Source organism: Rhizobium terrae (assembly GCF_003425685.1).
Classification (GTDB): domain Bacteria; phylum Pseudomonadota; class Alphaproteobacteria; order Rhizobiales; family Rhizobiaceae; genus Neorhizobium; species Neorhizobium terrae.
Genome location: NZ_QJKM01000013.1, coordinates 1 through 18682, shown reverse-complemented (window position 1 = coordinate 18682; position 18682 = coordinate 1). Strand labels below are relative to the sequence as shown.

At 62.2% G+C, this 18682-nt stretch carries 14 protein-coding genes and 1 riboswitch; of the genes, 3 read left to right on the top strand and 11 right to left on the bottom strand.

The features are described 5' to 3' along the window. Positions 1-4: 4 nt before the first annotated feature. Genes DMO26_RS22985 through DMO26_RS22975 form a run of 3 tightly spaced genes read right to left on the bottom strand, consistent with a single transcriptional unit; the run spans position 5 to position 2415 of the window. Positions 5-916 carry an amino acid--[acyl-carrier-protein] ligase gene (locus DMO26_RS22985; RefSeq protein WP_117194504.1) on the bottom strand — a complete coding sequence of 304 codons (912 nt, stop codon included), beginning with the start codon at positions 914-916 and terminating at the stop codon, positions 5-7. A gap of 52 nt (positions 917-968) precedes the next feature. Beyond that, a complete protein-coding gene (locus DMO26_RS22980) occupies positions 969-2162 on the bottom strand; it encodes an acyl-CoA dehydrogenase family protein (RefSeq protein WP_117194503.1) in 1194 nt (397 codons plus the stop codon). 1 nt (position 2163) lies between these two features. Next, positions 2164-2415, bottom strand: a complete 252-nt coding sequence (locus DMO26_RS22975; protein WP_117194502.1) for an acyl carrier protein — start codon at positions 2413-2415, stop codon at positions 2164-2166. A gap of 181 nt (positions 2416-2596) precedes the next feature. Continuing rightward, positions 2597-2728, top strand: a riboswitch (TPP riboswitch). A gap of 96 nt (positions 2729-2824) precedes the next feature. Here DMO26_RS22975 and thiC point away from each other — a divergent pair. Next, positions 2825-4636, top strand: a complete 1812-nt coding sequence (thiC, locus tag DMO26_RS22970) for a phosphomethylpyrimidine synthase ThiC (RefSeq protein WP_117194501.1) — start codon at positions 2825-2827, stop codon at positions 4634-4636. Between the two features lie 144 nt (positions 4637-4780). On the opposite strand, the gene DMO26_RS22965 is transcribed toward thiC, so the two are convergent. Continuing rightward, positions 4781-5560 carry an SDR family NAD(P)-dependent oxidoreductase gene (locus DMO26_RS22965; protein WP_117194500.1) on the bottom strand — a complete coding sequence of 260 codons (780 nt, stop codon included), beginning with the start codon at positions 5558-5560 and terminating at the stop codon, positions 4781-4783. 138 nt (positions 5561-5698) lie between these two features. Here DMO26_RS22965 and DMO26_RS22960 point away from each other — a divergent pair, with 138 nt between their 5' ends. Next, positions 5699-6589 (top strand): AraC family transcriptional regulator, encoded by an 891-nt coding sequence (locus tag DMO26_RS22960; RefSeq protein WP_117194499.1) that lies wholly within the window; start codon positions 5699-5701, stop codon positions 6587-6589. Positions 6590-7688: 1099 nt separating this feature from the next. On the opposite strand, the gene DMO26_RS22955 is transcribed toward DMO26_RS22960, so the two are convergent. Together DMO26_RS22955 and epmA are read right to left on the bottom strand one after the other, a co-directional pair. Beyond that, positions 7689-8735 carry a lysine-2,3-aminomutase-like protein gene (locus DMO26_RS22955; protein WP_117194498.1) on the bottom strand — a complete coding sequence of 349 codons (1047 nt, stop codon included), beginning with the start codon at positions 8733-8735 and terminating at the stop codon, positions 7689-7691. Next, a complete protein-coding gene (gene epmA / locus DMO26_RS22950; RefSeq protein WP_117194497.1) occupies positions 8732-9802 on the bottom strand; it encodes an EF-P lysine aminoacylase EpmA in 1071 nt (356 codons plus the stop codon). Before epmA ends, DMO26_RS22955 begins: the two co-directional genes overlap by 4 nt. Before the next feature lie 189 nt (positions 9803-9991). On the opposite strand from epmA, the gene efp reads away from it, so the two are divergent. Beyond that, positions 9992-10561, top strand: coding sequence for an elongation factor P (gene efp, locus DMO26_RS22945; protein ID WP_117194496.1), 570 nt, complete (start codon positions 9992-9994; stop codon positions 10559-10561). Positions 10562-10657: 96 nt separating this feature from the next. Here efp and DMO26_RS22940 read toward each other — a convergent pair whose 3' ends face one another. The 5 genes from DMO26_RS22940 to DMO26_RS22920 form a co-directional block, all read right to left on the bottom strand. Continuing rightward, positions 10658-12082, bottom strand: a complete 1425-nt coding sequence (locus DMO26_RS22940; RefSeq protein ID WP_117194495.1) for an efflux transporter outer membrane subunit — start codon at positions 12080-12082, stop codon at positions 10658-10660. A 128-nt stretch (positions 12083-12210) separates the two neighbouring features. Then, on the bottom strand, positions 12211-15312 hold the full coding sequence (locus DMO26_RS22935) for an efflux RND transporter permease subunit (RefSeq protein ID WP_117194494.1): 3102 nt from the start codon (positions 15310-15312) through the stop codon (positions 12211-12213). Between the two features lie 48 nt (positions 15313-15360). After that, complete coding sequence (locus DMO26_RS22930) at positions 15361-16566, bottom strand: efflux RND transporter periplasmic adaptor subunit (RefSeq protein WP_117194493.1); 1206 nt, start codon at positions 16564-16566, stop codon at positions 15361-15363. 162 nt (positions 16567-16728) lie between these two features. Next, on the bottom strand, positions 16729-17331 hold the full coding sequence (locus tag DMO26_RS22925; RefSeq protein ID WP_117194492.1) for a TetR family transcriptional regulator: 603 nt from the start codon (positions 17329-17331) through the stop codon (positions 16729-16731). Between the two features lie 40 nt (positions 17332-17371). Beyond that, complete coding sequence (locus tag DMO26_RS22920) at positions 17372-18322, bottom strand: phosphoribosylaminoimidazolesuccinocarboxamide synthase (protein ID WP_117194663.1); 951 nt, start codon at positions 18320-18322, stop codon at positions 17372-17374. Positions 18323-18682: the final 360 nt, after the last annotated feature.

The window sequence follows — 18682 nt, the reverse complement described above, 5'->3', positions numbered from 1 at the left end:
GAGCTTAACCCCAGAGCGTGGCGCGGACGTGTTCCGGCCACTCCTTGACGTCGAGACCATGGGTGTGGAAGAGCGCCAGCGCGATGCGCTCCAGGCCGAAGCCGACGCAGGCGGTATGGGCCACCGAACCGTCTTCGAGGTTCAGGCCCCATTTCAGACCGAACGAGTCCTGATGATAGTTGAAGCTCATGCAGGCGGTCGGCTTGGCGGCCGAGGTGATCGGGATCAGGAGCTCGAACTTCAAGTTCTGGTCGCGCTGGTTGTTCACCAGCATTTTTCCCGCACGGCCGAAGAACGGATCGTTGGCCACGTCGATCGTCACGTCGAGGCCGACCGACTTCATCATCTCGACGCCCCGGTCCATCCAGCGCTGGCGGAAATCCGTGACATGCTGTTCGGTGCCCATGCAGACATATTCGCGCATGCGGAAGAGCTGCTGGCGGGCGGGATCCTTGGACGGTTCATGGCGGAAGCAGTAGCTCTGCAGGTCGAAGAGGCCGCCGGACTTCGGCAGGTTGCCGCGGCGCGCCACCGTCGGATAGAGCGGGTAGCAGGCGGCCGGCGTCAGCACGATATCGGTCGCTTCCTGGCCCTTGGTCCAGTCCTCCTCGCCCACTTCCATGCACTTCAGGAGGCTCATGTGGTCGAGCTCGTTGCCGCAGAAGGAATGCACGGTGCCGGCGAGCTGCGGGAAGCTCTTCATGTAGCCGCTCTGCTCGAAGAAGGCGCGGTTCATGCCCGGCGGAAAGCGCATCGCTTCCGCGCCGTCGGCGCCGCCTGTCCTATCGATCAGCCGCTCGAAGGCGGCGATCACGTCCTCGAACTGGCCGCTGCGGCCATAAAGGCCGTCGACGCCGGTGTCGATCAGAAGGCCTGCGTCAAACAGGCGGTCGAGAAAGGAAACTTGCATGTCCATGGCTTCACCTCATTCAATTCATTTGACGGGCAATTACTTGAAGGGGTGGGCGTCAGCCGATGAGGCTGGTGTCCGGTTTCTGCACGAGCAGCATGGTCGACGTGTTGCCGAGAATGCGGTCGTTGGAGATCATCAGCTGGGCGGAATGCGCGTCGCGCAGGTGCCGGCCGAGGCTGTAGGGCGTGCCGTTCTTGTACCCCATGATGCCGCAGATGATCATCGCCTGGTTGATGATGGTGAGGATCGTTTCGGACGAGGCGAGCTTGACGTTGTTCATGGCGATCGAGAAGGCCATGGACGACAGCTGATCCGGATCCGCCTTGGCGTCCGCATAGACCTTCAGGCCGGCAATGATATTGGCCTTGAGCAGCTGCAGCAGGTTCGAGGCTTCGGCGAGCCGCGTCGCGCCGGGCGGCTGGGTGCCGCCGGCCTTGCGGGCGGCGGCGCGAACGAAGGCCTGCGCCCGCAGCACCGCGTCGGCGGCGATGCCGTACCAGACCGCGCTCCAGAGAAGATGCGACGTCGCGAGCATCGACTGCGCGGCGATTTCGGCGAACGGCTTCGGGAAGATCTGGGCGGCCGGCGCTTCGCCCTTGAAGAGGAACCCATCCGAGCAGGTGCCGCGCATGCCGAGCGTATCCCAGTCGACGGTCTTTTCGAGCGTGTACTGGCCGCGCCTGAAGACGGTCATCACCTGATCGCTCGGGGCGGCGTTTTCATGGGAGCGGGACGTTACCATGATGGCATCGCCGTGGAGGCCGTAGGAAATCACCGTGGCGTCCTTGGTCAGCCGGCAGATATCGCCTTCTGCCCCCTTGGCGATCTCGATCGCGCAGATCGAGTTGCGCATATTGCCGCCGATGCCCGCTTCCGTCGTCGCCGATGCGACGAGCAGCTGGCGGGCGGCCAGTTCGCGCATGAAATCCATGTGCCAGGCGCTTTCGCTGCCGTGCTCGACGAGGCTCGACACCTTGATCTGATGCATGGCGAAGACCATGGCGCTCGACGCGCAGGCCTGTCCCAGAATGGAGCAGATCTCGGCAAGCTCGGTCATCGAGGCGCCTTCCCCGCCGAATGCGATAGGGATCTGGAGGCCGAGCAGACGTTCGGCCTTCATGGCGTCGACCGCTTCCTTCGGGAAGCGGCCTTCCCGGTCGACGCGATCGGCGAATTCTCCGGCGACGGCCGCCACGCGGTGGGCGCGGGCGCCGAGGGTCATGTCGGTGGCGAAAGCGGGGAGGCTCATCTCAGGCGGCCTCGCGAGCCTTCAGGATCTGCGACACCGTCTCTTCGATCGCCGTGATGCTGGCGAAGGACCTGCGGTTCAGCAAGGCGTCCGGAAACTCGATGTCGAAGGCCTCTTCGAGACCCAGCATGAGCTGCACGGATGCGAAGGAAGAAAGTCCGGCCGCGTAGAGGTCGGCGCCGTCCTCAAGCGTTGTCACGGCAACCGGAAGGCCGCCAACCCGTGCCAGCAGTTCGCGAATGGTCTCGTTCATCTCGACATCTCCCGATTATTTGGAACTCAAGCGTTCATCGCTGAAACATTCATTAGGGCGGAAAGCATAAGATTCCGGAAAGGAACGTGATGAAGTTAGGGCTGCGGGATTCCGTAAAATTCGATCGATCCCCATGCGGCGGAAGCGGCTTGACAGGAAAGTCCCGCGGGTTTCTGATGCGTGCATTCACCAGGGGGGTCCCGGCAAGGGGCTGAGATACTGCTGGGCGATCCGGCCTTGGTCGACGCGGCGCAGTGACCCGTTGAACCTGATCCAGTTCATACTGGCGTAGGGACGGTGCGAGCGCTGACGGCATCGGGGCAGATTCTGCCCGAAGCCCATCGGCGTTTTTTCATCATTCCAACACTGGAACTGGGTCTCCAAACGTCAAACCTTGGAGCCTCGAACCATGAATATTGCCGCGACCAAGCCCGTTCCGGTCGTCACGACCGGCCCGCTTCCCGCCTCCACGAAAGTCTTCAAACCCGGGGACCTGCATCCGCATATCCGCGTGCCGATGCGCGAGATCGCCCTGCATCCCACCGCCGGCGAGCCGCCGGTCACGGTTTACGATGCGTCCGGTCCCTATACGGATCCGGCCCATGCGGTCGCCATCGAGAACGGCCTTCTCCGGCTTCGGGAAAGCTGGATCCTCGCCCGTGCCGATGTGGAGGCCTATGACGGCCGCGTCGTCCGGCCGGAAGACAACGGCTTTGCGACCGGCGATCGGCTCACCCCGGAATTTCCCTTGCGCAACCGGCCGCTGAAGGCCAGAGCCGGACGGGCCGTAACCCAGCTCGCTTATGCCCGCGCCGGCGTCATCACCCCGGAAATGGAATTCATCGCCATCCGGGAAAACCTCGGCCGCCGGGCCGCAAAGGACGCGCTGGCGCGTGAGGGCGAAAGTTTCGGCGCTGATATCCCGGATTTCGTCACGCCCGAATTCGTCCGCCGCGAAGTGGCGGAGGGGCGAGCGATCATCCCCGCCAACATCAACCACCCGGAATCCGAACCGATGATCATCGGCCGGAACTTTCTCGTGAAGATCAATGCCAATATCGGCAATTCTGCCGTCACCTCCTCGATGGCGGAAGAGGTCGAGAAGATGGTCTGGGCGATCCGCTGGGGCGCCGATACCGTCATGGACCTCTCCACCGGCCGCAACATCCACAATATCCGCGAATGGATCATCCGCAATTCGCCGGTTCCGATCGGCACCGTGCCGCTTTACCAGGCGCTCGAAAAGGTGAACGGCATTGCCGAAGACCTGACGTGGGAAGTCTATCGCGACACGCTGATCGAGCAGGCCGAGCAAGGCGTCGACTATTTCACCATCCACGCGGGCGTTCGGCTTGCCTATATTCCGCTCACCGTCGACCGCGTCACCGGCATCGTCTCGCGCGGCGGTTCGATCATGGCCAAGTGGTGCCTGCATCACCATCGGGAAAGTTTTCTTTACGAGCATTTCGAGGAGATCTGCGATATCTGCCGCGCTTACGACGTCTCCTTCTCGCTCGGCGACGGCCTGCGTCCCGGCTCGATCGCCGATGCCAACGATGCGGCGCAGTTCGCCGAACTGGAGACACTCGGCGAGCTGACCAAAATCGCCTGGGCAAAGGACTGCCAAGTAATGATCGAAGGCCCCGGCCACGTGCCGATGCACAAGATCAAGGAGAACATGGACAAGCAGCTCAAGGCCTGCGGCGAAGCGCCTTTTTACACGCTCGGACCGCTGACCACCGATATCGCTCCGGGCTACGACCATATCACCTCGGGCATCGGGGCTGCGATGATCGGCTGGTTCGGCACGGCAATGCTTTGCTATGTCACGCCGAAGGAACATCTCGGCCTGCCGGATCGCAACGACGTCAAGACGGGCGTCATCACCTACAAGATCGCCGCCCATGCCGCCGATCTCGGCAAGGGCCATCCCGCGGCCCGGATCCGTGACGACGCGCTTTCCCGCGCCCGGTTCGAGTTCCGCTGGGAGGATCAGTTCAACCTGTCGCTCGATCCGGAAACGGCGCGATCCTTCCATGACGAGACGCTGCCGAAGGAGGCGCACAAGGTGGCGCATTTCTGCTCCATGTGCGGCCCGAAATTCTGTTCGATGCGGATTTCCCACGATATCCGCTCGGAGGCGCAGAAGGAGGGGCTGAAAGCCATGGCCGCAAAATACCGCGAGAGCGGCGATCTCTACATGCCGGTGGGGAAGCGGTAGCTTCCGTACTTCCTGTTGTCCTCGCCCTAGCCCCCGCGCGCGGGAGAGGGACCGGGAGCTTGCGGCTTGACCCTTCTCTCCGTCAAAACGGGGAGAAGGGTCGGCAGGACGCAGGCGGATGAGGGGCTGATGCCTCCTCGAACCTCAGATGGCCATCCCGCCCGAAACCTCGATGCGCTGGGCATTGACCCAGCGGTTTTCCTCGGAAAGCAGCGCGGCGATCATCGGTCCGATATCGTCGGGTTCGCCGACGCGGCCGAGCGCGGTCATTTCGGAAACCCACCTGTTGAGTTCCGGGTTGTCGCGCACCATGCCGCCGCTGAAGTCCGTGGCGATGGCGCCCGGCGCAACGGCGTTGACCGCGATGCCGCGAGCCCCCAGCTCCTTGGCGAGATAACGGGTCAGCACTTCGATTGCTCCCTTCATCGATGCATAGGCGCCGCTGCCGGGCACGGTGATGCGGGTAAGCCCGGTGGAGATGTTGACGATCCGGCCGCCATAGTTGATCAGCGGCAGCAGCTTCTGGGTCAGGAAGAAAACGCCCTTGAAATGGACGTTGAAGAGGCCGTCCAGCTCCGCTTCCGTCGTTTCCTCGAAGGCACCGTGATGCGAAGTGCCGGCATTGTTGACGAGGAAGTCGAATTTTTCGGCGCCGAGCTCTGTCAGGGCCTCGCGGACGCGGGCAATGAATACATCGAAGGTCGGGATGTTGCCGGTGTCCAGCTGCAAGGCGATCGCCTTGCGGCCAAGCGCCTCGACAGCCGCGACGACATTTGCCGCTTCTGCCTGATTGGAGTTGTAGGTAAAGATCACGTCGGTACCGCGCTTTGCGAGGTTGATCACCGTATTGCGGCCGAGACCGCGGCTGCCGCCGGTGAGGATCGCGATCTTCCGGCTGGATTTCGTGTAGATTTCGCTGGTCATGACAAACTCCTTTCTGGGATTGAATGGGCGGAAACTATCCCTCAAAGCGGATTTGTCTGAATGCCGGAACTCTCTCACTTCTTGCCTAATCCTGCTTGAACGCCTACCTTCGGCTTTCAGCGATGGAGAGGTACGGCATTGTCTCGGGTTCTTCTGGATGCGGTCAGGACGTTCACGGATGCGCAAGAAGGAGAAAGCCCCTTTCGGACGGCGATCGACGGGCTGACCATCTTGCGTGCCGATCACGAGAAGCGGCCGGATCACCTGATCTTCAAGCCCGCGCTCTGCATCGTGCTGCAGGGCGCGAAATGGGCGGTGTTCGGCGACCGCCATGTGGACTACCGCGCCGGTGAAGCATTGGTCATCAGCGTCGAGATGCCGGCCTTCGGCCGTGTGGCGGAGGCGAGCCCGGAAGAGCCGTATCTGGGCCTGATCATCGAATTCGATCTCGGCATCATGCAGGAGGTTCTGCAAACCCTGCCCCATCCGCCGCGGGCGGCCGGCGACGTATCATTCGGTGTCTTCGTCAGCAATTTCGACGGGCCGCTCGCCGATTGCGCCTTGCGGATGGTGCGCCTTCTCAAGACGCCGGCGGCCATCCCCGTGCTTTATCCATCGATCATGCGTGAAATCTGCTACTGGCTGCTGACCGGCCCGAACGGCGGCGAAGTGGCGCTCATGACGCTCGGCAACGACCATTCGCACCGGATCGTCAGCGTCATCCATGGCCTGCGCGATCGCTTTTCCGAACCGATGCGGATCGAGGATCTTGCCGAAAAGGCCGGCATGAGCCCGTCTGCCTTCCATCGCAAATTCAAGGCGATCACCCAGATGACGCCGCTGCAGTACCAGAAGCACTTGCGTCTGCTCGAAGCGCGCCGGCTGATGGTGGCGGAGGCGGCGAATGTGGAAACCGCGGCCTTCCGCGTCGGTTACGAAAGCGCCTCCCAATTCAGCCGCGAATACACCCGCATGTTCGGCACCCCGCCGCGGCGGGACGTGACGGCCCTGAGGGCGGTGGCGGCGTAGGGACAAGCGGTCTCGTGGGTGCGCTCTCTCCGCCTGGTGGGGGAGACCGGAATTCCGACATCTTGATGTCGCTTGATGTCAGAAAACATGTCGCGCAAAAGTGTGCAGCGGTTGTGCGACAACGACACGCGTAAGAATCTGAAGCGCGGCAAGCGAACAAGATCGCGACGTGCTTTAGGAGTGGTATCCGAAGCTGTTCGGCGTGGTCGGGGCAGTCGATTGTCGATGAACACCTCAGTATAATCGAGTGGCAGGCAAGGGGGACGTTTTAACCCCCCGCTTTAAAATTCAGGCACCTGTCTTTTCAGTAAGCTGCTAATTTATTTTCTCTTCCGCAAGCGGAAAGGTCGGCGGCGTGCGATATTTCATCCCCGCTTTCCCCGTCTCCCGGACCTGTGCCTACAATTGCCTCGCTTCCGTCGCCGGAGTGTTTCGCGAGACGTTCGCGGGCAGGCGGGGGCCGGCGCCCTGGTCGGACCTGTAACGTGCAGGAAAGGCCAGGGAGGTGAAAGCCATGGGAGAGGGGTTGCAAGACACTTTTCCCTATCAAGCCTCCCCCTGACCGCCGGGCCGGGTTCGGTTGAGCCGTGCAAGTGGTCTGAGAAGACTACGCAGCGAGGCGAGGTGATCACCTGTAGGGACCGGAAGTCCCGAGAAAACGCCGAAGGCCACGCGAATGCGGAGCCACACATATAAACTAAATGAGGTTCCGCATTCGTGTGGGCTCTCCGATCTTTGACAAAACCACGGCAGGAAACTGCGCGGGGCTGCGGAGTGTTGGCCGAAGGGCGGAAATCAATGCAATTGATTTCAACGACGCAGGCCTGAGCGCGTCCCGTGCGAAGGCTTACAGTCCTCCGTATCTTTATCCTCGGGTCAAGCCCGAGAATGACGAAGGGGTGCCAAGGATGCCTGAAGTAATGGTGTCAGCAAGCGGGACGGTCGCTGTTGCCGCCAGTCAGTTCCATACACTCGTCATCCTCGGGCTTGACCCGAGGATCCAGGCACAAGCAGGACGGGTAGTGATCCCTCAATGCTTGGATACCCGAGCTCACGTTGTATCCCCTTTGGTGCAAGGGGGAGAATGGCCGCCGCAACCTCACCGCGGCGGATATTCATGTTCCTCGCCACGGAAATCGCTGACCGAATAACACCCGCCCTCGCGCCGCGCTGCGCTCTCTCCGATCACCGCCTTGCCGTGCCCGCCCGGAATATCCAGCACATAGGTCGGCTGGCAGAGGCCGGAAATGTTGCCTCGCAGGGCCTGGACGATCTTCTGGCCTTCGGCGATCTCCAGCCGGAAATGACCGGTGCCCGGTGCGAGGTCCGGATGATGCAGGTAATAGGGCTTGATCCGGGTCTCGACGAAGGCCTTCATCAGGTCGCCCAGCACGGCCGGATCGTCATTGACACCCTTGAGCAGCACGGTCTGGCTGATCATCGGGATACCCGCATCGATCAGCCGTGCGCAGGCGGCGCGGGCCTCGTTCGTCAGTTCGCGGGCGTGGTTGGCGTGCAGCGCCACATAGACCACCTTGCCGCTTTCCTTCAACGCCGCGATCAATGCATCGTCCACATGGGCGGGACCGACCACGGGAACGCGGGTGTGGAAACGGATGATCTTCACATGCGGGATGTCGGCGAGGCCACGCATGATCGCGGCGAGCCGGCGCGGCGAGAGAACCAGCGGGTCGCCGCCGGTAAGGATCACTTCCCAGATTTCGGAATGCGCCCGGATATAGTCCAGTGCGGCCGCCAGCTCATCCGGCGCCAAGGTCCCGTCGCCTTGCGGACCGACCTTTTCGCGGCGGAAGCAGAAGCGGCAATAGACCGGGCAGACATGCACGGCCTTCAGGAGCACGCGGTCGGGATAACGGTGGACGATGCCTTTGACGGGGCTGTGCGCATGGTCGCCGATCGGGTCGGCGCGTTCTTCCGGCGTCGTCAGCAGTTCGGCAGGATCGGGTAGGAACTGGCGTGCGATCGGGTCGTCGGGCTTGTCGCGGTCGATCAGCGAAACGACCGTCGGCGTCAGGGCGACGGCATAGCGGTCCGCAACGGCGCGAATGCCGGGAAGCCTGCCCGCTTCGATCAGCCCGGCGGATGCCAGTTCTTCGAGGGTCTTCAGGGAGCGAGCGGCGGTCATGCGAAAACCTCCGCGACCGGCGCCCACATGACCTGGTCGATGCGGGTGGCGCCGGTTGCCAGCATGGCGAGCCGGTCGAAACCGAGTGCCGCACCGCTCGCTTCCGGCATGATTGAGAGGGCGTCGAGGAAATCCTCGTCGATCGGATAGCGCTCGCCGTAGATGCGCGCCTTTTCCGCCATCTCGTGTTCGAAGCGGCGGCGCTGTTCGCCGGCATCGGTCAGTTCGCCGAAGGCATTCGCCAGTTCGACGCCGCAGGCATAGAGCTCGAAACGGTCTGCGACACGAGGATCGCGGGCGGAAGGCCGGGCGAGGGCCGCTTCCGAAACCGGGTATTCGCAGAGGACCGTTGCCCGGCCTTGCCCCAGATGCGGCTCGATCTTCTCCACCAGCACCTTGCTGAAGAGATCTGCCCAGGTGTCGTCCTCGGCAAAGCGCATGCCGGCCCCGGCAACGCCGGCTGCCAGCCGGTCGCGATCCGTCTCGCCGCTCGCCGCGATGGAGGAGAAAAGGTCGATACCCGCGAAACGCTGGAACACCTCGGCAAGCGTCACGCGTTCCGGCTCGGCAAAGGGATCGATCTCCATGCCGCGGAATGAAAAGCGTTCCGTTCCTGCAGTTTCGGCGGCAAGCGCCAGCATGTCGGCGCAGTCGGCCATCAGCTGCTCGTAACCCTCGCCGACCCGGTACCATTCCAGCATGGTGAATTCCGGATGATGCAGCGGCCCGCGCTCCCGGTTGCGGTAGACATGCGCGAAGGTGAAAATGCGCCGTTCGCCGGCCGCGAGCAGCTTTTTGGCTGCGAATTCCGGCGATGTGTGGAGATAGAGCGGTGCTCGCCCGCCGTCGATCGCGATCGCTTCGGTCGCGAAGGCGTGCAGGTGGGTTTCGTTGCCGGGAGAGACCTGGAGGGTCGCGGTGTCTACCTCGATGAAGTCACGCTCAGCGAAAAAACCGCGCAGCGCCGTCTGCACCGCGTTGCGGCCCTTGAGAAAGGGCCGGCGGTCCGCATGGCTCTCCGGTTTCCACCAGGGCGGGCGGCTTGTAACGGATCGGGACGAGCTCATTTAAGGCTTTCTTCGCCGGTTCTGCCCGGCAAGGCTTCCACTTCGCGCAATTTTAGGGTAGGTGCGCCCGGAAAACAGAGATTGAATCCCGAGGGCGGTCCCGGGGCCGTCCTTAGGGCCGGCTGTCGCCCGCTCCTCTACGACGCATTTTCGGCAGTGACAAGCCGGTTAGGCACCACAAGGAATCCCATGGTCAAGATCATCGCTTCTTCTGTCCGCAAGGGCAATGTCCTCGAAGTCGAAGGCAAGCTCTACGTCGTTCTCACCGCTGAGAACTTCCACCCCGGCAAGGGTACGCCCGTCACCCAGGTCAACATGCGCCGCATCGTCGACGGCGTGAAGGTGTCCGAACGCTGGCGTACCACCGAGCAGGTCGAGCGCGCCTTCGTGGAAGACGTGAACTTCCAGTACCTCTACGAGGACGGCGAAGGCTTCCATTTCATGAATCCGGCCACCTACGACCAGGTCGTCGTCGATATCGACACGATGGGCGAGCAGAAGGCCTATCTCCAGGAAGGCATGACCTGCATCCTGTCGATCCATGAAGGTGTGCCGCTGGCGATCGAGCTGCCGCGCCACGTGACGCTCGAAATCGTCGAGACGGAACCGGTCGTGAAAGGCCAGACGGCATCGTCTTCCTACAAGCCGGCGATCCTCTCGAACGGCATCCGTACCATGGTGCCGCCGCATATCGACGCCGGCACCCGCGTCGTCATCGCGACGGAAGACAATTCCTACGTGGAACGCGCCAAGAACTGACCGTTTCCGTCCATCGGTATTCCGACCAATAAAAACCTCCGGAGGATCGCTCCGGAGGTTTTCTTTTACGTGTCGTTTGATGCCAGGCGGCGAAGATTACTTCTTCGCCACGACGACCGACTCGACCTTGCCGAAGGCGTAACCGCCGCCGACCGCGACGTTGAGCGACACATAATCCTGCGCCATCTGGCGGACGGCCGCGGCGAGGTTTGCCTGGGCAGTCGAGACCTGGCGCTGTGCGTCGAGCACGTCGAGCAACGAAGAGGCGCCGTCGCGGTAGCTTGCGGTCGCAAGCTGCAGGGCTTCCTCGTAGGACTTGACGGTCGCCTGCAGCGCCGAAACCGTGCGGCTGTCGCGAGCAACGGCGGCGAGCGCATTCTCGACTTCCTCGACGGCTGCGAGAACCGTCTTCTTCCAAGCGAGATATTGTTCGCGCGCGGAGGATTCGGCGATCTTCACGTTGCCGCGCAGGCGGCCGCCATCGAAGATCGGCAGGCTGAGCTGCGGGCCGAAGGACCAGGTGAGCGCCCGGGTATCGAGGGCGCCGGCGATCGCGTTGTAGCGCGGCGAGATGGAGCCGCCGAGCGTGATGGCCGGATAAAGCTGTGCCTCGGCGACACCGATCTGGGCGACTGCCGATGCGAGCTGACGTTCCGCCGCGCGGATGTCCGGCCGGTTGCGAATCAGATCGGCAGGAACGCCAGCCTTGGCGTTAAAGCGGGCGACGGGCTGACGAGCGCCTTTCTGGAGTTCGGGCACGAGCGAGGAAGCGGGCATGCCGAGCAACGTGGCAACGCGATGCGCCGCGCCACGGAAGCTCGTCTCGAGCCCGGGAATTTCCGCAAGTGTCGAATTGACCAAGCCTTCGGATTGCACGACGTCGAGACGCGAGGCGGCGCCGGCATCGAGCTGCAGCTTGGTCAGGTTGAGCGTCTCGTTGCGAGAATTCAGGTTGCGGCGGGCAATCGCGATACGCTCCTGATAATAGCGCACGTCGATATAGGCGGCGACCACCTGCGACAGGAAAGTCAGTCGTGCGCCATCCTCGGCAGCCTTCGCAGCCTGGAGATCGGCGAGCGCGCCTTCCGTGGAGCGGCGATAGAGGCCGAAAAGATCGAGGAACCAGGAGGCGGTCAGCGAACCGCTCGTGACGGTCGTCGTCGTTTCCGAGGCCGAATCGGGGCTGGTATTGGCGCCGCTCCTCGTACTGGAGGCCGAAAGATCAAGTCCCGGCAAAGCACCGGCGCCCGCCACGACGACGCTGGCCTCGGCAGCCTTGATCCGCTCCATGGCCTGGAGAATGTCGAGGTTCTGGTTCACGCCCTGCTGCACATAGCCGTTGAGGCGGCTGTCGTTGAATGCCTTCCACCAGGTGATCTGGGAGACATCGCCATTGCTGGCGGCCTTGGCCTCGGCGAACTTGCCTGGCAGAGCAACTTCCGGCGCAGTGTGATCCGGGCCGACGACGCAGCCTGACAGCAACAACATGGTGAGAGGAGCAACAACGCGAATGGATAACATTTTTCTGTCCCAGTGCCCTACAACGCTTGGAAGGGTGGCAATGATTGCTCCTTCCGATTGTCTCGCCAGAGGCGGTTTGCCCTTATGACGATTAAACGATTGATACATTAACGAATGTAAACTCTATCCTACTCTTTTTCACGGTTTGATAACCGCCTAACGACAACAAAGAAGGAGGGAACGAAGAAAATTCCCAGGAGTGTTGCAGAAAGCATACCACCCAGCACGCCGACGCCGATTGCATTCTGTGCCGCCGAACCGGCGCCGGTGGCGATCGCCAGCGGCACCACGCCGAGAATGAAGGCGAGCGATGTCATGATAATCGGACGAAGACGCAAACGTGCCGCTTCCAGCGTCGCCTCCATCAGGCTCATGCCGCTGCCCTCCTGCCGGTCCTTTGCGAATTCGACGATCAGGATCGCGTTCTTCGCCGCAAGGCCGATTGTCGTGAGCAAGCCGACCTTGAAGTAGACATCGTTTGCCTGTCCGAAGAAGTGAGCGGCGGCCAGCGCGCCGAGCACGCCGATCGGCACGGCCAGGATGACGGAGAACGGTACCGACCAGCTTTCGTAAAGCGCCGCCAGGCACAGGAAGACGATCAGGACGGCAAGCGCGTAGAGCATCGGAGCCTGCGAGCCGGAAAGGCGTTCCTGATAGGAGATGCCCTGCCACGCCACGGAATATCCGCCCGGCAGTTGCGCCGTCAGCCGTTCCATCTCGTCCATCGCCTGGCCGGTGCTGACGCCCGGACCTGCCGCTCCTTCGAGCGGGATGGCGCTGGTGCCGTTGAAGCGGGCGAGTTGCGGCGTGCCGCTGATCCACTCCACGGTGCTGAAGGAGGAGAAGGGAACCATCTCGCCCTTGTTGTTGCGGGCATACCAGTGCTTCAGATCGTCCGGCTGCATGCGGTAGGGCGCGTCGCCCTGCACATAGACCGGTTTCAGCTCGTTGTTCAGCGTGAAGTCGTTGACGTCGCGGCCGGCGAAAATGGTTGCCAGCATGGAGTTGACGGACGCCAGATCGACACCCATCGCGCCCAGCTTTTCCTGATCGAGCAGGATCTTCAGCTGGGTTTCGGACCGCTGGGTGCTGCTGCGCAGCGAGCTTATGTTGGGGTTGCCGGTGCCGGCCTGCATCAGCTGCTGCGAGGCTTGGGAAAGCGCCGCATTGCCGTTGTTGCCGCTGTCGACCAGGTACATGGAGAAGCCGCTCGACGTGCCGAGGCCCTGGATGGCCGGCGGCAGCAGCGCAAAGACCTGGGCGTCGCGGATCGTGAAGAAATAACGGCCCGCGCGCTGGACGATGGCCGCCGCCGACTGTTCCGGTCTGGTGCGGAGCCCGAAATCCTTGAGCTTGGTGAAGACGATCGCGTTGTTCTGGCCGCTGCCGCCGAAGCTGAAGCCGAGCACGCCGAACACGACGTCGACATTGTCCTTCTCCTGCTCCCGGAAATAGGTTTCGACCTTCTTGACCGCTTCGTCCGTTCTCGGCGTCGTGGCGCCGACCGGCGTCTGCACGATGGTCAAGACAACGCCTTGGTCTTCCTGTGGCAGGAAGGAGTTCGGCAGCTTGGTGAAGAACCATGCGCAACCGGCGATGACGAGTGCGAACAGCAGCACGACGGGCAGCGGACGCTTCAGGAGGAAGCCGATCGTCGAGGTGTATCCCTTGGTCGTCTTCTCGAAACCGCGGTTGAACATCGCGCCGATGCCGCGGCGCTTCTTGTGATGGTCGATCGGCTTCAGCATCGTCGCGCAGAGCGCCGGCGTCAGCACGATTGCGACCAATGCCGAGAGCAGCATGGCAGAAACGATGGTGATCGAAAACTGGCGATAGATGATGCCGGTCGAGCCGCCGAAAAAGGCCATCGGAATGAAGACGGCGGTCAGAACGAGCGCGATGCCGATGATTGCGCCGGTGATTTCGCCCATGGATTTTTCGGTCGCCTCGAGAGGCCCGAGCCCTTCCTCGTCCATGATGCGCTCGACGTTTTCGACCACGACGATCGCGTCGTCGACCAGAAGGCCGATTGCCAGAACCATGGCGAACATGGTGAGCGTGTTGATCGAATACCCCGCGAACGCGAGGATGCCGAACGTGCCGAGCAGGACGACAGGCACCGCGATCATCGGGATGAGCGTCGCGCGCAGGTTCTGAAGGAAAACGAGCAGCACCACGAAGACGAGAATGATCGCCTCGATCAGCGTGTGGACGACCTTTTCGATCGACAGTTCGACGAACGGGGTGGTGTCGTAGGGATAGGTGATCTCGACGCCTTCCGGCAGGTTCGGCGCGAGCTGCGAAAGCTCGGCGCGGACGAGCGCCGCCGTGTCAAGCGCATTGGCTCCGGTCGCGAGGTTGACGGCGAAGCCGGTGGAAGGCAGCCCGTTCTGGCGCGAGTTGCCGCCATAGCTCTCCTGGCCGATCTCGACGCGTGCGACATCCGAAAGCCGTACCGTCGCACCGTCCTGCTCGACCTTGAGGATGATCCGCTCGAATTCGTCGACTGTGGTGAGTTGGCTCTGCGCCGTCATCGTCACCGTCAGCTGCTGGCCTTCGACGGCCGGAAGACCACCCAGCGAACCGACCGATACTTGGGTGTTCTGCGCCTGGATCGCAGAAGTCACGTCGGCTGCGGTGAGCTGGTATTTCTGCAGTTTGTAAGGATCGAGCCAGACGCGCATGGCGTAACCCGAACCGAAGATATCGATGCTGCCGACGCCTTCGAGGCGCTTCACCTGGTCTTCGATCTGGGTCGAGAAGACGTCGCCGAGATCGACGGAGGAACGCTTGCCGTCGGTCGAGACCAGAGCGCCGACCATGAGGATGCTGGAGGTCGAGCGTGCCACCTCGATGCCGGCCTGCTGTACGACGTCCGGAAGCTGCGACTGCACCAGCTGCAGCTTGTTCTGCACCTGCACCTGGGCGATATCCGGGAGGATGCTGTTGCCGAAGGTGAGCGTCACCGAGGCCTGTCCGGTCGATGAGGACGAGGTCATGTAGGTGAGGTCGTCGAGGCCGGTCATGCCGTCCTCGATGATCGAGGTCACCGACTTCTCGACCGTCTCGGCGCTGGCGCCGTTGTAGCTCGCGCTGATCCGGACCGTGGTCGGAGCAATATCGGGATATTGCGATATGGAGAGAGTCGCGATGGCAAGCGCGCCGCCCAGCATGATGACGATCGCGATGACCCAGGCGAAAACCGGCCGCCGGATGAAGAACTTGGCCATTCAGATGATTCCTTGCCGCGTTTCGTCGTTATCGGTTCCGCCCGGCCGTCACGGCTTGGCGGCGGCTGGTTTCGGGGCTTCGACAACGAAGCCCTTGGCATCGATCGTCGTTTCGACCGGGGCAACGGGCGCTCCGTCGCCGATCCACTGGAAGCCGTCGACGATCAGCTTGTCGCCGTCATTGATGCCTTCCGTCACCAGCCAGCTGTTGTTGGAGACGGTGCTCTTCTGGAACGTGCGGGCCTCGACCTTGTTGTCCGCCGTCACGAACTTGGCGGAGAGCTCCCCGCGGGCGTTGCGGGTCGCGGCCCGCTGCGGAATCAGAAAACCGCTTTCCTTGCCGAGGGTGACCGTGGCGCGCACATACATGCCCGGCAGGATCATGTCCCGCGGATTGTCGAACAGCGCGCGGATCTGGTAGGTCCCCGTCGTTTCGCTGACGGCCATGTCGGACATGTCGAGCTTGCCGGTCAAAGGGTATTCGGTACCGTCCTCGAGCGCGAGGCGGATATCGGCCTTGCGCGGATCGCCGCTCAGCCGGCCGGATTCCATGGCGGCGCGCAGTTCGAGAAGGTTCGTGCTGGAATCGATCAGGTCGATATAGATCGGATCGAGCCGGCGGAGCGTCGTCAGCGCCGTCGTCTGGTTGGCGGTGACGATATTGCCGATGCTGACATTCGAGATCGACGTGACACCGTCGAAGGGCGCGCGGATCTCGGTCAGGTCGAGGTTGATCTGCGCGGCGTTGAGTGCCGCATTGGCCTGTTCGACATCCGCCTGCGCCTGCAGGAGCGTCACGCGGGCGCTTTCATATTCGATCTGGGTCGCACCGCTGTTGACCAGCCGTTCGTAGCGGGAAAGGTTCGCCTGGGCGCTCGGAATGCTCGCCTCGGCCTTCGAAACGGCCGCTTTCGCCTGGGCGACTTCCGCCGCATAGGTGCTGTCTTCGATCTTATAAAGAAGATCGCCCGCCTTGACCTCGCTGCCCTGCTTGAAGGCGATCTGCTTGATTTCGCCGGTGACGCGCGGCCGGATGTCGGCGATCTGGAATGCCGAGGCGCGGCCCGGCAATACGGCGGTGATCGGCTGTTCCGACTTTTTCATCAACACGACGCTGACCGGCTGGGGCGGACGCTGCGGTGCACCGCCTGCACCGCCTCCCTGGCCGTTGCCGGCGGCCTGCTGGCCCGAATCACTGCATGCGGCGAGCGCCACGGCGAAAAATAGAGGCAGGATCAGTTTGCGTCCGGTCATGGCGTCATCCAAGCAAGCATCTGGCGATCACCGCGGCAGCAGGATTCGTGCCGGGGCGGAGGTCGGGGGAGATTAACCCGTCTCAAGCGATGGGAACAGTGCCGGTTGAAAACGGGATCCAGCCAACACTTCTCGACAATAAGTGACGTAAATCAAAAACCGTCACTTTACAAGTGGATTTTGCAATGCAGCATTGACAAGTTTCGCAAGACCGTCGCATCGGTCATGCAGCTCCGCCTCGTCGGCCTTGGCCAGAAGAACCGGATGCAGGACGCTGGCGAAGGCGGCGGCCACGTACTGGCTGATACCCTCAGGATTGCTGCATTTGTAGGCGCCGCTTTCGACGCCCTGGCGGATGAGATCGGTGAACAGGGTTTCGATCAGCCGCTTGTAGTGCTGGCCGCTCGGAAGATCGGCCTCCGACATGAGAAAGATCATTTCGAAGAGATAAGGGTTGTCGCGCAGGTCCTGAAGATGGGCCTCCATCAGCTTGCGGACGACGATCTCGAGACGTTCGGGGGCGGGCGCCGGCTCGTCCAGTGTTCCGAAGCGGCCGATCATACGGCTGATGTGCCGGTCGCAGATCGCATCCGCCAGCGCGGCCTTCGAATGAAAATGCTTGAAGATATTGGCGGGCGACATGGAAAGCGCCTGGGCGACGTCGGCGATCGAGCATTTGGCGATGCCACGCTCGCGGAACAGGATTTCCGCCGTGTTGAGGATATCCTCCCGCGTCTCTTCCGCCTTGCGCCTTGGCCTCCGCACTCTCACCTCATCAGAAACGTTAGGGTTCAATGGCGACGGTTCACCGTGCGCTGAAATAGGGTTCCAGGTTCCTGCGGATACGCTCGAGGACGGTTGCGCCGCTTTGATCCGGGACAAAGGTCTCGCCGGTGATCGTTTCGTAAGCCGTCCGATAGACCTTCGCGGTCTCCTCGACCAGTTCAGCCGGGATTTCCGGAATATCGTCCTTGTAGGGATCGCAACGCTCGACCACCCAGGCGCGGATGAAATCCTTGTCGAAGCTTTTCGGCCGCGTGCCTTTTTCGAAGGCCTCGCCATAGCTGCCGGCGATCCAGTAGCGGCTGCTGTCCGGCGTGTGGATCTCGTCGGCCAGGATGATGTTACCCTGCCCATCGGTGCCGAATTCGTATTTGGTGTCGACGAGGATCAGCCCGCGTTTCGCCGCCAGTTCCTGGCCGCGGGCGAAGAGGGCGAGCGCATAGGCGGAGAGCGTCTGCCACTGTTGGGCGGTCAGCAGGCCGCGTTCGACGATCTCCTTCGGCGTCAGCGGCTCGTCATGACCGCCGTCGAAAGCCTTGCTGGTTGGGGTGATAACCGGTTCGGGGAGAACCTGGTTGTCCCTCAGGCCGTCGGGCAGGCCGAGCCCGTACATGTGGCGCTCGCCCTTCTTATAAAGGGTGAGGAGCGACGTGCCCGTCGTGCCGGCCAGATAACCTCGCACGACGATCTCGACCGGCAGGATATCGAGCCGCTTTCCGATCACCACGTTCGGGTCCGGGTAGGCGATGACGTGGTTGGGGCAGATGTCCCTCGTTGCCTCGAACCAGTAGCGTGCGGTCTGGGTGAGCACATGGCCCTTGTCGGGGATGGAGGTGAGGATCCGGTCGAAGGCGCTCAGGCGGTCCGTCGCGATGATGATGCGGCTGCCGTCGGGAAGGTCGTAGTTCTCGCGCACCTTGCCGCGATAGGGATTCGGCAATTCGGGGATGAAGGCATCGGAGAGAACGCGCACGGCAGCCACTTTCTGGAGATTTCGGGGTGTTTTTGCTATCGCATGTTTTGTTGCGGATGCACAAGAATGGAGGACGAGTGGTGTCGTTTGCGGAAATTGGAAGAGGCTGCACGTTCCCCTATATATAAAGTCGTTCAAACTTTGGAAACTTGTCTGAAGTCGCTATTTTCGAATATATATCAGTGGCTTATAAGATTTTTTCAGTTTTGTGAAACATCGCTGTTGACGGCTGAGGGGGGTGTGAGTATAAGCCGTGTCACTGACGAGGGCGGCGGCGCTTTTGGCGACGACGATCTTCGTTCTGGAGAAATTTTGGTTTCTTCTGCACAATCTCTGAGAAGTTGGCTGGAATGCTGATGG

What these genes read in the sequence shown, in the direction of transcription:
- DMO26_RS22975 (WP_117194502.1), bottom strand. Translation starts at nt 2,415, where the DNA reads ATGAACGAGACCATTCGCGAACTGCTGGCACGGGTTGGCGGCCTTCCG.
- efp (WP_117194496.1), top strand. Translation starts at nt 9,992, where the DNA reads ATGGTCAAGATCATCGCTTCTTCTGTCCGCAAGGGCAATGTCCTCGAA.
- DMO26_RS22980 (WP_117194503.1), bottom strand. Translation starts at nt 2,162, where the DNA reads ATGAGCCTCCCCGCTTTCGCCACCGACATGACCCTCGGCGCCCGCGCC.
- thiC (WP_117194501.1), top strand. Translation starts at nt 2,825, where the DNA reads ATGAATATTGCCGCGACCAAGCCCGTTCCGGTCGTCACGACCGGCCCG.
- DMO26_RS22930 (WP_117194493.1), bottom strand. Translation starts at nt 16,566, where the DNA reads ATGACCGGACGCAAACTGATCCTGCCTCTATTTTTCGCCGTGGCGCTC.
- DMO26_RS22965 (WP_117194500.1), bottom strand. Translation starts at nt 5,560, where the DNA reads ATGACCAGCGAAATCTACACGAAATCCAGCCGGAAGATCGCGATCCTC.
- DMO26_RS22955 (WP_117194498.1), bottom strand. Translation starts at nt 8,735, where the DNA reads ATGACCGCCGCTCGCTCCCTGAAGACCCTCGAAGAACTGGCATCCGCC.
- DMO26_RS22985 (WP_117194504.1), bottom strand. Translation starts at nt 916, where the DNA reads ATGGACATGCAAGTTTCCTTTCTCGACCGCCTGTTTGACGCAGGCCTT.
- DMO26_RS22940 (WP_117194495.1), bottom strand. Translation starts at nt 12,082, where the DNA reads ATGTTATCCATTCGCGTTGTTGCTCCTCTCACCATGTTGTTGCTGTCA.
- DMO26_RS22935 (WP_117194494.1), bottom strand. Translation starts at nt 15,312, where the DNA reads ATGGCCAAGTTCTTCATCCGGCGGCCGGTTTTCGCCTGGGTCATCGCG.
- epmA (WP_117194497.1), bottom strand. Translation starts at nt 9,802, where the DNA reads ATGAGCTCGTCCCGATCCGTTACAAGCCGCCCGCCCTGGTGGAAACCG.